This is a genomic window from Chlorogloeopsis sp. ULAP01 (genome assembly GCF_030381805.1).
Lineage (GTDB): Bacteria > Cyanobacteriota > Cyanobacteriia > Cyanobacteriales > Nostocaceae > Chlorogloeopsis.
In genome coordinates this window covers 296273-313588 of record NZ_JAUDRH010000004.1, presented here as the reverse complement: position 1 = coordinate 313588, position 17316 = coordinate 296273, and the positions used below count along the sequence as shown (strand labels likewise).

11 protein-coding genes are annotated in these 17316 nt (G+C 37.0%); all 11 read right to left on the bottom strand.

Annotated features, from left to right (window positions below; translation table 11 throughout):
* Positions 1–98: 98 nt before the first annotated feature.
* Complete coding sequence (locus QUB80_RS09925; protein ID WP_289789333.1) at positions 99–1091, bottom strand: glycosyltransferase family 8 protein; 993 nt, start codon at positions 1089–1091, stop codon at positions 99–101.
* Positions 1092–1218: 127 nt separating this feature from the next.
* Positions 1219–3060, bottom strand: a complete 1842-nt coding sequence (gene hepA, locus QUB80_RS09920) for a heterocyst formation ABC transporter subunit HepA (RefSeq protein ID WP_289789332.1) — start codon at positions 3058–3060, stop codon at positions 1219–1221.
* Between the two features lie 291 nt (positions 3061–3351).
* Positions 3352–4170 (bottom strand): heterocyst development glycosyltransferase HepC, encoded by an 819-nt coding sequence (gene hepC, locus QUB80_RS09915; RefSeq protein ID WP_289789331.1) that lies wholly within the window; start codon positions 4168–4170, stop codon positions 3352–3354.
* Positions 4171–5758: 1588 nt separating this feature from the next.
* Positions 5759–7987: a GumC family protein gene (locus QUB80_RS09910; protein ID WP_289789330.1), complete on the bottom strand. Its 2229-nt coding sequence runs from the start codon at positions 7985–7987 to the stop codon at positions 5759–5761.
* A gap of 24 nt (positions 7988–8011) precedes the next feature.
* Positions 8012–9112, bottom strand: coding sequence for a glycosyltransferase (locus QUB80_RS09905; protein WP_289789329.1), 1101 nt, complete (start codon positions 9110–9112; stop codon positions 8012–8014).
* A gap of 234 nt (positions 9113–9346) precedes the next feature.
* Complete coding sequence (locus QUB80_RS09900) at positions 9347–10300, bottom strand: glucosamine inositolphosphorylceramide transferase family protein (protein WP_289789328.1); 954 nt, start codon at positions 10298–10300, stop codon at positions 9347–9349.
* A gap of 706 nt (positions 10301–11006) precedes the next feature.
* On the bottom strand, positions 11007–12242 hold the full coding sequence (locus QUB80_RS09895; RefSeq protein WP_289789327.1) for a glycosyltransferase: 1236 nt from the start codon (positions 12240–12242) through the stop codon (positions 11007–11009).
* A 324-nt stretch (positions 12243–12566) separates the two neighbouring features.
* A complete protein-coding gene (locus QUB80_RS09890) occupies positions 12567–13880 on the bottom strand; it encodes an NAD(P)H-dependent oxidoreductase (RefSeq protein ID WP_289789326.1) in 1314 nt (437 codons plus the stop codon).
* Between the two features lie 520 nt (positions 13881–14400).
* The gene (gene rfbC / locus QUB80_RS09885; RefSeq protein ID WP_289789325.1) at positions 14401–14955 is read right to left on the bottom strand and encodes a dTDP-4-dehydrorhamnose 3,5-epimerase; all 555 of its coding nucleotides are present in this window, start codon (positions 14953–14955) and stop codon (positions 14401–14403) included.
* 106 nt (positions 14956–15061) lie between these two features.
* Complete coding sequence (locus QUB80_RS09880) at positions 15062–16033, bottom strand: glycosyltransferase family 2 protein (protein WP_289789483.1); 972 nt, start codon at positions 16031–16033, stop codon at positions 15062–15064.
* A gap of 249 nt (positions 16034–16282) precedes the next feature.
* The gene (locus tag QUB80_RS09875; RefSeq protein WP_289789324.1) at positions 16283–17311 is read right to left on the bottom strand and encodes an NAD-dependent epimerase/dehydratase family protein; all 1029 of its coding nucleotides are present in this window, start codon (positions 17309–17311) and stop codon (positions 16283–16285) included.
* Positions 17312–17316: the final 5 nt, after the last annotated feature.

Genomic DNA, 17316 nt, shown 5'->3' with positions numbered 1-17316 from the left:
AACTAAAAAATACATTGCTATGTATGAAAGTTAGCAAAAGGAATTACGTATATTTTTTAATTTATATCAAGGCTAATGGCAAAAGGTAATAATTTTACCTAGCTTTTTTGAATCAAAATTTTTATTACGACTTTCTTTATAAGAACTTTAATTTGCCAGAAGTAATAGCGGATGAACCATTGAGAACACCACAAAAGATTTTCAATGGGCGTAAACCAATTACTGTCTCTGAGATAGCGAATCCACACTAACTGTTGCGGATGAATGCAACCTATCTGCCAAGGTTTAGAACCTCCTGCAAAATGAAAGATATAAGGCTTACTAATTAATTCTTGTCTAATAGCCCCAATCTCTTTCTTGTATGCTGATTCATCCCAAATGTCGTAAAAGTAAATATGTGATATCAGGTTCCATTTGGGATCTAGTCTTCCCCATTGATTAGCCAGAACCACATTAAGACCTTCTTGGTCTCCCAAGTGAACATCTTGGCTATATTCTTGAAGATATTGAATTACACGTTGGCTAACATTTTCTGCTCGCCATTTTTTTACATTGATTACCAATACCCCAGAATTGAAATAGGGTGTTTGAGGCGCAAGACCAAATTCTTGGTATTTAGCTATACCAAAGGGAGAAGATACATAGGGAGTTCCCAAATCTTGAACAGCTAGTACTGCGTATTCGCTTAATGGTTGTTCCCACAAGTTTTTGAGATTTGCCTCTACTTGCAAGTCACAATCTAAGTAAATAGCTTTTTCAAACTGCTCTGGTAACAGATCTGGAATCAGCAATCTCAGATACGAGGCTACCGTTATCCAGGGAAGGGTATGTAAATTTTTGAGTGATTCTAACTCTGATGGCGTTACCCATTTGAGATGAACATCAATATGCTCTAGATCAATTACACGCTCTAGCCGTTTTTTACTTTGGTTACTAATACCACCGTCGATAATATATAGATAAAGTCTGCAATTGTTTTCTAAATGGATCAGTGTGCTATACAGAGTTATGGCAAGGGGCATAGCATAGTTATCATCCGCCCCACAAACTACAACAAGCGGTTCTTGTTGTAATGTCGTAGAAATTACCATAGGTGACTATTTTAAGATTTAAGTATATAATATTGAAATATATGTAAAAGATATTTCAATTTTGAAAAATCATAGTTAAAACTCAAAAGTAGAAAACTTGCTTATTAAGGATAAGTTCTCTATACTTTTAGCCTAATTGACCTAATTCATGCTGCATTTGATGATAATTCCAAAGCTTGCCTCGTTGTTGCAGCAGTTCTTGGTAGTTTCCTTGCTCTACAATACGTCCCTGTTCTAAGACAACGACTTTATCTGCTTTGGCAATTGTGGAAAGTCTATGAGCGATCGCGATTACAGTTCTACCGACAGAAAGCTTCTCTATCGATTCTTGGATTAACCGTTCTGATACAGAATCTAAAGCGCTAGTTGCTTCATCCAAAATTAGAATTTCTGGATCTCGTAGCAAAGCACGAGCTATGGCGAGTCGCTGTCTTTGCCCTCCAGATAACCGTACTCCGCGATCGCCTAGTTGTGTATCAAAACCAGCAGGCATTTCCTCTATAAATTCCAATGCATTCGCTAGTCGGGCGGCTTCTCGAATTTCAGCTTCGGTAGCCTCTGGCGTACCATAAGCTATATTATTCCAAACTGAAGTATTAAAAATAAATGTATCTTGGCTTACTACAGCCATCTTACGTCGCAGCGAGTTAATTTCAAACTGCCGCACATCAACTCCATCAATTAAAACTTGTCCTTGTGTTGGATCATAAAATCGTGGAATTAAATCTACAACTGTGGTTTTACCAGCACCGGATGCCCCAACTAGTGCTGTCATCCTCCCTCGTTCAATCGTAAGTGTAATATTATGCAGTACTAAATCGTTGGGGTTATAGCCAAAATCCACTGAGATTAAATCAATTGCTCGTTTTAAGCTGCTAAATGCAATATCACCGTTCTGAAAGTAAGTTTTATTATCAGTTCGCAACAGTTCTTTGATATTTTCTACTGAACCTTTTAATGTGCTGAGGAAAGCAAATGTTCCATTCATATCTTGAATGCTGGGTACCGCCCTCAGCAAGACAAAGAAAAATGTCAACAAGGAAGCAACTGGTAGTGTTAGTTGTGTAAATGAAATAATAATTAAACTAACAAGCACTGTAGTGGCGATCGCTTCTGCTACTGGCTTTACCAGTGTCCAAGCTAAAGCTACTTTCACTGAAGCATTGAATACATTCTCACTAGCTTTGTAAAAACGCTGGCGCTCAAAATTTTGAGTACAAAATGCATGAACAGTACGAATACCATTAATAAATTCTATAGATGTTGAATTTAAAGTCCCATTGGCATTAGAGATCCCAAAACTTTGTTCTCGGATTCGGGCATTAAAAGTTGTTAGTCCTACTGCTAAAAGTGAGAAGACTAAAACTGAAATTATTGAAAGTTGCCATGAAATCAAAAACATGGCGATAAAGTAAACAGTAACTGTCAAACCTCGTGTAAATAAAAAAGCAATACCACCAAAACAGGCTTTTATTCTCTCAATCTCTGTGGTGATAGTATTTATTAACTCGCCAGAACGTGTTTTGGCAAAATAACTTATTGATAATGCTTGTAACTGTTCAAACATTTGCACTCGCAAACGATGCGCAAGATTTAATTGAGCTGTTTCTGTATATATTGATGCAAAGTAATTGAATGTTACTCGCATCCAAGTACTCAATAAAATTAGAATAGATATTAGATATAAAGGATTAATTATTGTTGTATTTGCAATCCATGTATCTAACCAGCCTATACCTATCTGAGGTTGGGCATTAGGATTAGTTAAGCTTTGCAAAAAAGAAAGTAGAAAACCAATACTAACACCCTCAAATGTTGCTGCTAATAGAGAAAAGGTAATAGCTAAAACTGTAGTTTTGCGAAAATTCTTAAATTCTCGCAATATCAAATAGTTGTCCTTCCAGAATTTATTAGCTGTGACTAAATTTTTAATTATTCTGCGCAATGGCTGTAAAAGATTTAGATGCATGGATATTTTTTACAATATTTTGACAAAGAAGATACTCTGCTCCAGAAGATATGTATACAATTTATCTCAGGCACTTTGCAGAGAAAATAAGTGATCACTGCATAGGCTTGGTCAGCAATTGTTTCAAAATTGAAGAGGAGTTTTACAAAATATTATCTGCAAATGCTGGTATACAGTATAACTCTCATCAATACATTAATCCACTCACTTGAAAAAGACACAGAAGGTGGAAATCTAAAATAATTTCAGACCTTCTGGTGTACGTAGACAAGACTACTTAAATAAATTCACTCACAGAATTTGGCTGTCTAGTTGTAAAAGCTTCGTTTCTGCACCTTCTTGCCATAAACCCGTAATTCCAGGTAATTTATTAAGCTGGCGTTGAGCTTCTAAATTTAGACGTGCTGCCTCAGCTAATGTCCAGTAACGGGGACCGATCAAACTCATTTCACCCCGAAGTACATTGAACAAAAGTGGTAAGTTATGTAGTCCGTACTTAAGCATGAAACGTCCCAAAGATGTAAATTGATTCTCATCCTCGCGAACGCCTGCATTATTTTTATAACTTCTTGTTGAATCGATCTGTATTTTTTTGTTAACTACAGTTGTACGAAACTTGAGTACTTTGAACAGTCTACCCCTCTCTCCAATATGCCACTCTTGTTCAAAAATTGACCCTGGGGAGTAAAAACGTATCAGCAATTGCAATCCGAGCATAACAGGGCTAATTATCAGCAGCAACGTCAAAGCAACAGTAATATCTATCAGCCGCTTTAGTAAAACTTTTGATAGTGGTTCTTTTTCCCTAGTAGGTATACGTAAGTATATTGGCTTTGATGCTTGCTTGCATGCTTCAGCCCAAAACCTTAGCCTTGCCTCACCTAACTTTGGATCGATGCGAACAAGCTTGATTGAAGAATACTTTAAACATTCTACTAAGTGTTGTTTATGATCTAATGAAGGTAAGTATGGCTGTTTCACTTGTCCAAGAGGTCTCACTAACAGCTGCCCTTGTCGCCATTGAAGCGTACAATACGGGGAGCGATGATCTTGGTTTTGTTTGGTTACAGTATAGCGATCGTCTAAAGTTGAAAGAATAGAGTTAGGCATACGTATTGGTACTTATAGAAGGATAGCGCGCCGAACTGATATCAAAAACTGTTACACTAAATAATCCAATCTATATCTAGCTTTTTTGCAATAACGAACTTGAAAATTAGTTGTGCAGAGAAAAGATGATAGGATTGGTGTCAAAAATAAATTTGTACCTTAATAAACTCTAATTGAGAAAATGAAGACACACAGACACCTAAATATTTATTCAGTTTTGAACTATCAAATTACTGATTGAGCGCGTTGATTTTTAATAATGTGTTTCAATATCTAGGATATAAGACTCGGTAGAATTAACACTGGATTAAGTAAACTCTTTATTTACTCTTTAAACAAATTGTCTCTTTCTTCGGCTATTGTTAAGTTATTATGAATTATTAATAGGATATAAACAGTAAAGCTTTGACTCATCATGTTGATTCTAGCACTACTTAAGTGAATAATTAACAAAAATTTTACTGATTACGACTTAGATGCGCAACGAAGCAAAACACAATCAATTATCTGGAGTTAGCTTAGATGTCATGGATAGAATATTGTAATATAATTTTGCAATTAAACAATTCAAATCAAACATAATATCAATCAAAATGTAATTTATTAAAAACGAAAAATATGGATTTATAACTTACCTATAATTATCCGAAATACTGTTTTAAATAATTTACAAAGTTCTACATATTGTGGCAGCAAAATGATTCATTATAAAATTGACTTTAGCAGTATTATTACTATGCTCAATTCCTTTTTTCAACTTGTTTCTTATAGTATCCGTAGACTGCTTACTCTTCGGTAAACCGCCTACGGTATTTATGTAACTATAGATAGACGATAATCATTTTAATGCTAATTAATCTTGTAACCTGTTTTGGATAACCTAATCTAGTGGAAACTTCATCCTGGTTTCTGTCCTCAATGAAGTATTCTCAATGTCATTTACTGCAAGTTATTAAAATGAAGAAATTTCCCCACTATTAAGAATATATTTATTGATAGAACAGTACAAGTGCCATAGTCTCGCTTAAAAAAATGAACAATAATATCATTGCTTATTGCTCTATTTTTACTACTAAATTTCACCCAGCTATATAGTTTTTCATATCTACTAACCATATAACTAGCAGTATCGATGGTTTTAGGATTTTTTATTAGTATTTGTCAAATAGTTATATCAAATTGCAGTTAACGCTTAAAGATATATATCTAAATATAATGTAAAAGCTGAATTTATATAGTTTTATCTTTAGGCTAATTTATGCTAAACCGAATTTTTCTCAGTAAATTAAATAGATAATTCCAACTTGCAAGCAACATCTAGTTGAAATACTTAAAATTCACTGTGATGTTTAGGGTAGTTAGGTATGTGGAAGCAATTATTAAATTTGCTTACTTATTTAATCTAATTGTTATACCTGCTACCCCAACCATTGACTTACGTGTAAACTTATTAACCTAAGTTTTTCCATTTCTTTGGTTTGCAAGATCTCTCCAATCAATAATATTTAATAAACCTGCATAGGAAATGGAGAAACTTAAGAGTATAAAATTGTTATGAAATCTAAATGGTCACACAGTAATATTTTGGCTACTCTTCAATAGCTTGTTGCAATGCAAAAGAGTGCTGTTTAGCATAAGGGACATAGGTACTGCCAGAATTTGACACTCCGTTTGCGACAACACCAATTAAATTTAACTTACTGAGCATAGCTGTAGCTTGTGCAAGCTGATTTTTAGTTACTCTGCCAATACTTGCCGCCATAACAACACTTCGACAAGCGGATGCTGTAAGTAAAGCATCTACCAAGCCAAGGACTGGAGATGCATCTACGATTACCAAATCATAGTTTTCTTCAAATGCTATCATCAATTCCTGCATTCGAGGGGAACTAAGCAGATGAGCAGGATCAGCAGGTGTTGGGCCAGCTGTCAAAATATCAATATATGAAGAACCCGAAGATTGAAGATTTATCTGGTTTGGCAGAGTTACATCACTTGCTAATAGAGTTGAAAGCCCTTGTTCATTAGGAAGATTTAGCTGTTTATGTATACTAGGGTCGCGTAGATTGGCATCTATTAATAACACCCGTTTATGCAGACGGGCAGCGCTCATTGCTAAACCCAATGCTAAAGCAGATTTTCCTTCATCAGGTAGCGCAGAAGTAACCATTAAGGATTTGTATGTGGAAACTGAGTTTATAAGTTCAATGTTTTTATAAATCAGATCCATTGATTCCCAACGTGGTGGTGATTGTAGTACCTGAATTGTCCAAGGAGCCAAAACCTCAGGCTTTCCAAAAGGCAATTTGAAGACTGAATCTCTTGCTCTAGCTGGAGGCAACTTAGGAGTTGTTCCTAACAACGGTATGGCAGCTTGCTTTTCTAATTCAGCGGTAGTGTGAACAGAATCATCAGCAGCTTCACGAATAAAAGCAACAACACTTCCTAGCATTAACCCAACTACTGCTCCTAACAAAAGGTTTTGCTGGAGATTAGGACCAACGAAAAAGCCTCTGTGAGGTTCTTCTACTACCTGCCAATTAAATCCTCCCTTAGCAAGTTCCTGCCGCAATTCTTGTTCTGCCTTCAATAACTGCTGTAACCTTTCTCGGCTCAACTGGACTTGCGGTTGTAAACGACCGTACTCAGCCAACTTAGCAGGGAAACTTTTGAGTTCGTCCCGTACTTGCAGTTCTTTTTGTGCCAAAGTTTGATCGCGAGCTGCCAAAGCTAATAAATTTGTTTGGGTTTCAACTAATTGGCTTGCTAGAGTGAGGTCAATTTCACCGAACTGTCCTTGGTTGAGTAGACTTCCTTTTGAAACATCTGCATTTTCAGACTCTCCTCCCAAAGTGCGCCCTACTTCTTGTTGCAGCAATGCCATCTGCTCCTTGCGCTGTTCTAGCAATTTTTGCACTTGGGGAGTTTCATCAGTGAAACGTAAACGTTCCTGTGCTAAAGCTAATTCTGTTTTTTGAATTTCGTTGAGTAACGTTTGATAGCGAGAAGACTGACTAAGACGAGAAGCAACCAAAGCTTTTTGGGGAGTACGATTCAGTTGTTGTTGCAAAGAAGTATAGCGAGCTTTAGCCTCTTCAAATTGAGAACGAGCTGTGCGTCGCTCTTGGAGAATACCATTCAAATTATCTTCTAAAACTTTTGCTTGTGACTCTGGATTAATTAAATTCTGAGTTCGGCGAAAGCGTTGTAAGTTAGCTTCGGCATTTGTAACTTCTTCACTTACCTTTTTGATCTGTTCTCTAACAACTCTAAGACCTCCCCTTAAACGTTCATCCTGCTGCGCTCTATTGTATTCCAAATAAACTTTTTGTATTGCTTGTAGAATTCTTTCTGTTTTATCTGGGTCGTGAGCAGTATAGTCTACTTGAAAAATTTTAGTGGGAAGATTTTCTTCTCCTGTTCTTAATTGATTTAAGACTAAAGCCCCTTTGATTTCATTTACAGTTATATCTGGATATTCTGGTTTCAATTTGTCAACAGCTTTTTGGATGAGTTTGGAACTCTGCATTAAGCTAAGTTGGGTGGCTGTGTCTATTTCAACATTAGTATCGGTGAACTTATTTTCCCCTGCTGTTCCTTCTTGTTTACCTTGATAATTGGGCTCCACTAGTAGCTGCATTGAGCTTTTGTAAGTGGGTGGCGTTCTTTTTGTTATAGCTCCTGCAATAGCGATACAAGCAATAAATACTACTATAAACCAGGGAAATCTACGGATTAAGACCGCAAACAGTTGTCCATAACCTGGTTCTGTCTCAGTTACTGGATTTACTTGGAGGCTTAGACTGGATTGATTCACGTTTACTATCCCTCAGCTAACAAATCAAACGAGTGATCTACTTAAGTTACAAGCTTGGTCAATTACTTGCTCAACTTTACTAAAGAAAGCCTGTTCAGAAAAATTTGCTACTGCATGAGCGCGGATGTTTTGATAATCCCAACAGATATTATTGCCTTCTAGTAGTGCAGCTTGCAGGGATTCGGGTGTTTGCCTTTTAAAAAGTACCCCAGTTTTACCAGGTATTTGAGTATCTAATACTCCTCCTGCTCCATAGGCAATCACTGGTGTTCCACTGGCATTTGCCTCTACCGGAACTAATCCATAGTCTTCTAAAGCAGCTATTATGATAGACTTCGCTTTAGCGAATAACTGAGTACGTTGTGCATCTGTAACGTGTCCTAAAAATTTTATATTGTCTAAAGCTTTGGATTGCAACCGTTCTCGTTCAGGGCCGTCTCCTGATATTAATAATCGCCATCCGAGCCAGTTAAAAGCTTCAACTATTATATCAAGCCGTTTATAGCTGATCATCCGAGCAGAGGCAAGATAAAAATCTTCTTTGAGATCAGAAAAAATAAACTTAGTAGTATCAATGGGATAGTTAATAACGATCGCTTTTTTGCCATAAGTTTTTTGAATGCGATCAGCGACAACACTAGAATTTGCTATATAAAGGTCCGGTTCCTGTGCGTATATGAGATCTATCTTTCTCATCACCTGGAAAACTTGTTCAATCAAAGGAGCAAAATATCGATAGTCTCCATACTCGCGTAAATATGTTTCTGTATCCCATAGAAAACGAGTAATATTGTGGCAAAAGCAAATATGTTTTGCTCTGGGATTTTTTTGCACAGCTTTGGCAAAGCTAGTACTGCTACTAATAATCAAATCGTATGCTTGCAAATCCAGTGCGCGAAAGGCGGGAAAATAGAAGGGAGCCATCAAACGGAAATATTTAGCTGCACCGGGAATATTCTGTAAAAAGGTTGTTTTAACTATGCGTTCACCCAAGTCAATTGTTTTTTGAGGGTCGTAAACAGAGGTGTAGATGTCGGCTTGGGGGTAGCGCTTGCAAAGTAATTCAAAAACTCTTTCTGCACCCCCTCGTTGAGTTAAGTAATCATGTACTAACGCTATTTTCATAAAACTATTCCTGATTTATTTAGTTTATACAAAAGCTAATTTAGCTTTGACACTACACCGACCTAAGCAATTCGTTGTTGTTCTTTAGATACAATGTATTGGCACAACAAACCTGACTTTTTTCAAGAAAAATTGCTGCAAGTCATGCTAATTTTGTAAATTCTTGATGAAGATTTACTGTTTTTCTCACAGGCAGCGATCGCGCTCGACATTATAGTTCGAGGAAACCTATGTTCAGAGTCTAACCCTACCATCCACACAAGCTATCCAATGTCCATTCTCCATTAGATGAGGATCGATATGGTGCATACCAGAACCATTCCATCCAGTATTACTCGGTTCTAAGATAGGATTTGGGCTGATTTCTCGTTCATGGTATGTTGTTGGTGACAAATCATCGATTTCAAAGGCTCGTACTTGAATTCCGTATTCAGGATCGCAATCTTGGGTATGTCGGATAATACTGTCTTTCATGACTAGAACTCTACCGGCTGGTCTAGCAATATGGGCATTACCGCTGACAATTGGACTACTTGGATGTTCTATCCAAGGGCCAAGTAGATCATCGGCATAATAAAGACGGAGGGTATCCCATTTATGTTCTGGGTTAGTCTCAGTGAATAACCACCATTTATCCGCGTAGCGAAAAACAGATGCGTCCAAAAACACTGAGCCATTCAGAATATTTCCTACAAAATTCCATTGAGTAGGAAATTTGGATGCCTTATACAATTTTACAGAGTTAGCTTGGTATGTCTCTGGAATCATGTAATATTCATTCATCCATTGAAAAACATATGGATAAGACAAGTGATATGGCTCTGCGAGAACGATTTGTCGGTACTGCCAATCTACAGTATTTTGACTAGTTGCGAGTCCAATTTCCCCTTTGCATGTCTGACTATTAAAAACCTCAAAGAACATATACCAAGTATGCTTGACTTGCAGCATAAAGGGATCAGCAACAAAACCTGCCCGCACATCTGAAACATCTTGGCGAGTAAGAACAGGATTTTTTTGCAGGCTTGCAGAATATAAATCTAATAAAGAATCTCCTATATAGATACCAATTGACCATTGAAGAGACTTTTCTGGCAAGCCAATAGGCAAATTGTTGATTAACTTGGGTGGTAACTTATTGATAATTGGTCTCAGTGGTTTTTTGATGAGTGTTTTTATGCTCTTCATTTACAAATTCTCAGTGAACAGAGGCAGAAGGTTTATTCTTACATCTTCCAATTCATAAAAACTTTAAATATGCTCTATGAAATTATTAATTATTAATCTAAGCTATGTTACGATATGACGATATATAGGGATATTAACTGAGAACAAGCACAGTAATATATATTGTTTTTAATTTTTTGATAAAAATCATCTAAAAATTGTATTTACAGTAAACAAACAGTTTGGGCGTAAAGGATAACAGGAATAAAGCTCCAGATATATCTGCTTACGAATCCTGAAAATCCTTCTTTGGAGTGAAATCAAACCTCAATTATATATTTATCCCTAGAAATAATATTTTTGCGATATTAATAACTTGAATAATATAAATATACTCACTTATGTAGTCGTTGCAAATTTTACTACATATAGAAGGCTAGTAATCAATGTTTTGGTAAAAGCGGTCGCTGCATCTAGAAAAACTACTTGTCTTTGACTATCATCTATCATTTTTTTCATCAACTTAAATTCAGGATGCTAAGAAAAATTTTGTTATTTTCTATTCTTTTAAGTTATCAGCTATAGTAATACTGTATTTTACTACTCTTTGAATCACAATAAAATTTATATTCTGCATTCTTATTTTAGATGATTCTTTAGATGAAAGTTAAAACTTAATGCCTACCAATAGGTGAAATGTTTTGCTGTTGGTAGGCATTACTTCTCCCTAACTATTCCAATTTTTATTTATTAGCCTAGTATTTAGGATTGGTAATTTTGTTTCGAGATTGTGATTTTTTTGGATAGTATTAATTGTTTGTAGATAAGTTGTGCAAAATCTCTCCCTAGTATGATGTGCTCTAGCATATTCCCATGACTGTCGTGCCATTAGTTTCAATTGCCCAATAGATAAACAAGAAATTCTAATAATTGCCTCCTTAATTTCTTTCAATGAACACTCATGTAAAATCACACCAAAATTATGCACATCTACACCAGATTCATAGCTGAGGATTGGAATTAAACCTGCATGCAGACAGGTCACTACTGCACCAGATTGCCCTTCAGAACAAGAAGGATAAACCAGTCCTATGCAACTATTTGTAATTTCTCGAAATTGATGACTGGTAATATCTATCCAACCTACAGTATGAATATTCGGTGTTTGATAAAGCTCTTTGTAAAAAGCTTGGACAAAATCTTCTTCTTTGTCAACTGGCCCACAGATAGTCAGATGATAGTCAGACATTTGTGAAAATACATCTAAAAGCAAATCCAATCCTTTGTGAACCAAACCACCACTACTGAACCACACAAAATGCTTACGACAAGCATCAAAGTTTTTATTTTCCGGCCATGGATAAACTACTGGTGTAGTGATAGGAATTGGATAGAGTGGTTTTTGAGCATATTTGTAAGTATTAAGAGTAAACTTATTACCAAGAACCGTAGCATAGTCAGCATGTTCAATGGCTTGGTTGGGTGGTTCGTATCTACGAGGTTTTAGAGTAATGCCACGTCGTTGTTGTAGTGCCAGAAGTCTATTAGCTTCAGCAGCATTATGAAACAAAAGATGTGCTGTATCTGCATGGAATATCTTGATGCAATCTTTGTTTAGGTGTGGAGCACTTCTTTGTAAATTCCAACGGGTTTCAATGAAAAATACGTAGTCCTTTTGTGGGATAAAAACATCATTATCGCAACGAATCACATCCACGCAATAGCCCATTTCTAAAAAAGTTTTTGCTATTTGCAAGCACTCCCAATAGTGAGTGTGGGAAACAGGAAGAGATTCATCTACTTTGAAGAGAAAAGGTTCAACAATATATGAGATCAGCACGTTACCTATGGTACGCTGTTCTGGCTTGAGCGATACCATCATTCGTCTTTGCATCCGAGCTTGGATTTTGCCTGCCAAAACAGTGACAGTACTTTTAACACCACTGATAACGTTAATTTGCATACACACTTCAATGACATGAATAATGAAAGTTTTGTGGAGAACTAGATTACTCAATTGCCATTGACTGTTGCCAACAAGTACTCACACTCTAAAGATTGCCTAAATTAAATTTTTAGGTGTTTTGTACAACCTTATTGATTACACCATTCTCAAATTATTCAGTGTAAACCGATTATGACCAGACGTGAAATTTCACGCCTGGTTGAATCAGTTTTAGAACTATCGGGTCAAAGTATTAACTTTCACCAATTCTAGCCCTGCTAAAACCTTTTTAAGCTGAATTGCCATTATATTGAGATTGGCATCAGATATGAACAGAACTGCTTACTTGACTGCTGCTAAGGTTTTAGGCGAAGTGAAATAAGCGTTTTGCTCAGATCTGAGTTTGTCACAAAGTCTGTCTTGGGGTAATTCTACGTCGTCGTAGGTTAACACCCCATCTTTAGGAATACCTCGCTTGAGACGACATCCCTCAGCTAAACCTATAGGCAGGAGGTTTTGTTCTTGAACTATATGAGAGTTTTCACACTGTCCGTAGGTCATGTAGTAGCCTATGCCATCTAAAGTCTCACCTGCTTTCAAGTCAATTTTGGCAGTAGTGACAACATCAACAAGGGGAGCACCCAAAGGACTTAAGACGTAATCTTTGAAGAGAACTGCGCGTGCAACAGACATTGGCACTTCAAAGTGACAAAGGTGGTAAGGAGTGTAGAAGCTATACAGGGGGCCTTCACCCAACTTGTATAGATTGAGGTAATGACGTTGCTTGGGATCGTCGTGGCTGGCAAATACAAAAACTCCTGGCCCTGGTTTGGCTCCAACGACGTAATCAACTATTCCACCCAATTCTTTTAGTTGTTCAACGTCATACATATTAGTCATTTCATCAACATGGCCGTCGAAGTTGTATCCCAACATTCCACGTTTGGCAACTTTCATTCCTGTGGCGTTAGCAACGATCGCCTGTTCAAAGGAAATTTTTGTGCCATCGGCGAAGCTGGTGACCATGTGGGGCTTTTGTCCCCAACGTTTAGCAAATGCTTCCTGGGTAGTTGGATTTCGGTATGGATCTTGCAACCCCTTGATGTTACCACACAGTAGGGGAGTTAGACCAATGCTTTTGACAAATCGGTAGAGGTTCATTTGTACCCCTGGTTGATCGCCGTCGCAGGCGGAGAGGATGACACCTGCCTTATCGGCATATACTTTTAGGATTGGGCCGATCGTGCCGTCAAGTTCAGCATTCATCATGATCACGTGCTTACGATTGGCGATCGCTTCCATGATTATATGTGCGCCAAACTCAACTGCGCCAGTCACTTCAATTAAAGCATCGATGCCCTGGGCCTGGCATAAACTAATCGCATCTTCGGTAACTGTGTAGTTACCGTGGGCGATCGCATCTTCTAATTCAGTGACAGTGGAGGCGATTTTAAATTCCTCAATACCTGCTTCTAAATAAGCTCTTTTTGCTGCATCGAGATTACGGTTAGAGATGGCAACTAGCTCCATACCGGGAACAGAATTGATAATTTGATTGGCAATTCCTCGTCCCATAAAACCGGCACCAATCATACCAACTTTAATGGGGTTGCCTGCTTCAGCACGGGCAGCTAGAGCATTATCAACGATAATCATCACTTAAACTCCTTTGTCAACTGATTACTGGTTGTATTCGGTAGCAAAACTCAAAAATTGTAGTTTAGGAAAATAACTATGGTGTGTTATGGTTTTTCCACAATATTTCTCGATAGGGTTAGACAAATTTGCTTCTTATGTGATGTGTGCTGAATATATTTCCATGCTTTGTTCACTATATATTTCAAGCTACACAAAAAACAGATTGGCAATTTATAATTTAGTAACTTTTTGATTCCTTTTCTACAATTGAACACTCCTTAGTTTTGTGTACGATTTTTCATGTAAATATCCCTCCCAATACTTCTCAGAAAATCTGAAAATGAGTATTAGGAGGATATGATTAGTTGCAATCACACAAAACACTAGTGCGATGATTATGAGTGAGATTTAAATTTATTTAAACCTAAAATTGTCTCACTTTAGCAAAGCTCAGTCAAAAATCTGATTATTCTTGTGTTAAGACTAAAATTTTACAGCATTAGCTCAGTGCCTAATGTTCGAGAATTTTTATTCTCGTCTAAGAAGATGCACTACCAACAGTCATCATTGTCATCAAAGGCCAAGTTCTATCTTTTTCAGAAATTTCAGTTACTTCTAGAGGCCATTCAATATTAAAAAATGGATCATCATAGCGCAAACCTCTTTCATACCCTGGCGTGTAAAATTCACCAACTTGGTATAGAACTTCAGCCCCATCGGTGAGTGCTTGATAACCGTGGGCAAACATTTCTGGTACATACAAAGCGCGATGATTTTCCGCAGTTAATTCTACACCGATGTGTTGTAGAAAAGTAGGTGACTCAGGACGCATATCAATAATTACGTCATAGATAGCACCTTGAATACAGCGAATTACTTTCGTTTCTGCTGCTGGAGGAATTTGATAGTGCATTCCCCGCAGAGTCCCTTTTTTGTGGTTAAAAGATAGGTTACATTGAGCAACAGTTGGCTTTAAACCATGAGCCTCAAATTCTTTAGCGCAGAAGGTACGAGCAAAAAAGCCACGGTGATCGTGTTTTTCTTCCAAATCAATAATGTATGCGTCTTTGAGTTCAGTTTTGGTAAAAATCATAGATTAATTCAGACCTCTAAAATTATGGAGAAAATTATCTATCCTAAGTATTTGTGATACACCTATCATTAATCAATTATAAATAATAGGTGTAAATAAGTCTTAGCTAATTTCCTAATACAATACTTTCCGGAACTGCTTCTATTTGCTTACGTGGAAGCAGAATTCTGAAAGCTGATTTACATACTAAACTCAAATAGGGAATTATTGTAGAGATTGTCAGTATGGGCCATCTTTTCAAGGCACCGAAGAAAACTCTCCAATTATTTTTGATAAAATGTTGCAAAACTAATCTGCTACAAAATTCTGGAGAATATCCTAGTTCCATCAGTTTTACATAAAGTTTAGGTAGATCTATATATTGCATCTTAAGTAAAACCTTTGGTTCGCGCATCCAATGACTAAGTCCAAAAAGACTTTCTACATATGTCTCTTTTGTAACTTTTACACTACCGTGAGCAGCACAAAAAGCAGTCCAGTATACTTGTAATTCCATATTATCCAAGCCGGATAAACATTTTTTTACAGCAGACTGCGCCAGTGCTGTTCGGTATATCTGAGCAGTCATAAAACCTACACCAGAGTGATTTTCCTGCAAGCAACGTTGAAATACTGCTTTGCCATCAACACAAACTTCTTCATGTTTAATATCAAAGCAGCGTTCATAAATTATTTGACCAGTTGGTTCATAACGGCAAGAAAAATTGAGAATTAATAAAGATAATTCTGGAGATTCTTTGAGATTCTTTAATATATAAGCAATAGTTCTATCCTGAATAGGATCGTCATCACCAACTGTCCACACATATTCACCTTTAGCTTCATTGATGCAATAAGTTATATTTTTGATTACACCTATATTTTTATTATTTCTATTGACTTTGACTTGGATATCACCAAGTCTATTTAACCATTTTTCAATAATTTCCTGTGTGTGATCTGGAGAACAATTATCAGAGATGATAATTTCACATTCTGATTCAAAGCCTTTGATAGCTTGGGAAAGCCACATGAGCTGGCGATCAAGTAACTCAGCACGGTTATAAGTAGGGATAGCAATTGTCAATAATTTGTTCATACGGGATGTGGTTGTATCTGTAGGAAAGTTGTTTTTGAACCTTGTAATTGCGTCATTGGCTACTTCAATTTCAATTACATTCAAACAAATAAGCAAAACTCAATTAGGTAAATAACATCTATTAGAAAGTGGTAAGTATAGTGTTTAAACTCCTCAAAAAAATGATGATTTTACATAGAGATAATTCCGAATCAAACATAATTGATTCGGAAACTTTAAAGGTTTGTTAGTACCAATTAAGAAGTTCTGCTACTTTTTAGCCCAGAAGAAATCTTGGTCAATTTGTTGGGTACGAATTAGGTACTCTAGCTGTTTTAACCGAGTGAAGCCTCTAGAGAAGAAGGTTTCCTGTGTCATATCAATGAGGTTGAATAAATCAAATAACTGCCTTGCACCCTGCTCGGCATTCCAATCACATTTAAAACCAGGAAGTTTGGTGTTAATTTTCTCAAAAGAAACACGATAGCTGCGATTATCTGAGCCTTGCTCACCAAAGCTTAGTTTACATCCAGGAAACGTGTCTGCAATAATTTCTGCAATTTCTTTGACTCGGTAATTGTTAGTGGTATCACCAACGTTGAAGATTTGATTATGGACGATGTCGCGGGGTGCTTCAAGGGTGCAGGCGATCGCTTTGGAAATATCCAACGCGTGTACTAAAGGACGCCAGGGTGTACCATCACTGATCATCTTAATTTCTTTAGTAGTCCATGCCAACCCTGCCAAGTTATTTAAAACAATATCAAAGCGCATCCTGGGGGAAGCACCAAAGGCTGTGGCATTTCGCAAAAAGGTAGGGGAGAAATCATCATCAGCTAGTGGTTTAACATCTTGCTCTACCAAAGTTTTGCATTCTGCGTAAGCTGTTTGGGGATTGACGGGTGATTCCTCGGTAACATCTCCGTCGGTAGCAACGCCATAAACACTGCACGAAGACATATAAACGAAGCGACGCACACCTGCTTCTTTTGCTAGTTTTGCAAGCCGAACTGAACCCTTGTGGTTAATATCGTAGGTGATATGAGGTGCGAGTTGTCCAGTCGGATCGTTGGAGAGTTCCGCCATATGAACGACTGCTTCAACACCTTGTAAATCTTCCGTAGTGATATGACGGATATCTTTGTTTAATGTTTTAGCTGTTAATTCAGTACCGTTATATAACCAACCAACTTTGTAATAACCTGTATCTACACCTATAACTTCATGTCCCTTTTGCAGCAACAAGGGAGCTAATAATGAGCCGAGATATCCTTCTGTTCCAGTGACTAGTACTTTCATTCAAT

Excerpts from the sequence above, each read along its gene's own strand:
- QUB80_RS09875 (WP_289789324.1), bottom strand. The coding sequence starts at position 17,311 with ATGAAAGTACTAGTCACTGGAACAGAAGGATATCTCGGCTCATTATTA.
- QUB80_RS09900 (WP_289789328.1), bottom strand. The coding sequence starts at position 10,300 with ATGAAGAGCATAAAAACACTCATCAAAAAACCACTGAGACCAATTATC.
- QUB80_RS09905 (WP_289789329.1), bottom strand. The coding sequence starts at position 9,112 with ATGAAAATAGCGTTAGTACATGATTACTTAACTCAACGAGGGGGTGCA.
- QUB80_RS09895 (WP_289789327.1), bottom strand. The coding sequence starts at position 12,242 with ATGCAAATTAACGTTATCAGTGGTGTTAAAAGTACTGTCACTGTTTTG.
- QUB80_RS09925 (WP_289789333.1), bottom strand. The coding sequence starts at position 1,091 with ATGGTAATTTCTACGACATTACAACAAGAACCGCTTGTTGTAGTTTGT.
- hepC (WP_289789331.1), bottom strand. The coding sequence starts at position 4,170 with ATGCCTAACTCTATTCTTTCAACTTTAGACGATCGCTATACTGTAACC.
- QUB80_RS09890 (WP_289789326.1), bottom strand. The coding sequence starts at position 13,880 with ATGATTATCGTTGATAATGCTCTAGCTGCCCGTGCTGAAGCAGGCAAC.
- QUB80_RS09880 (WP_289789483.1), bottom strand. The coding sequence starts at position 16,033 with ATGAACAAATTATTGACAATTGCTATCCCTACTTATAACCGTGCTGAG.
- rfbC (WP_289789325.1), bottom strand. The coding sequence starts at position 14,955 with ATGATTTTTACCAAAACTGAACTCAAAGACGCATACATTATTGATTTG.
- hepA (WP_289789332.1), bottom strand. The coding sequence starts at position 3,060 with ATGCATCTAAATCTTTTACAGCCATTGCGCAGAATAATTAAAAATTTA.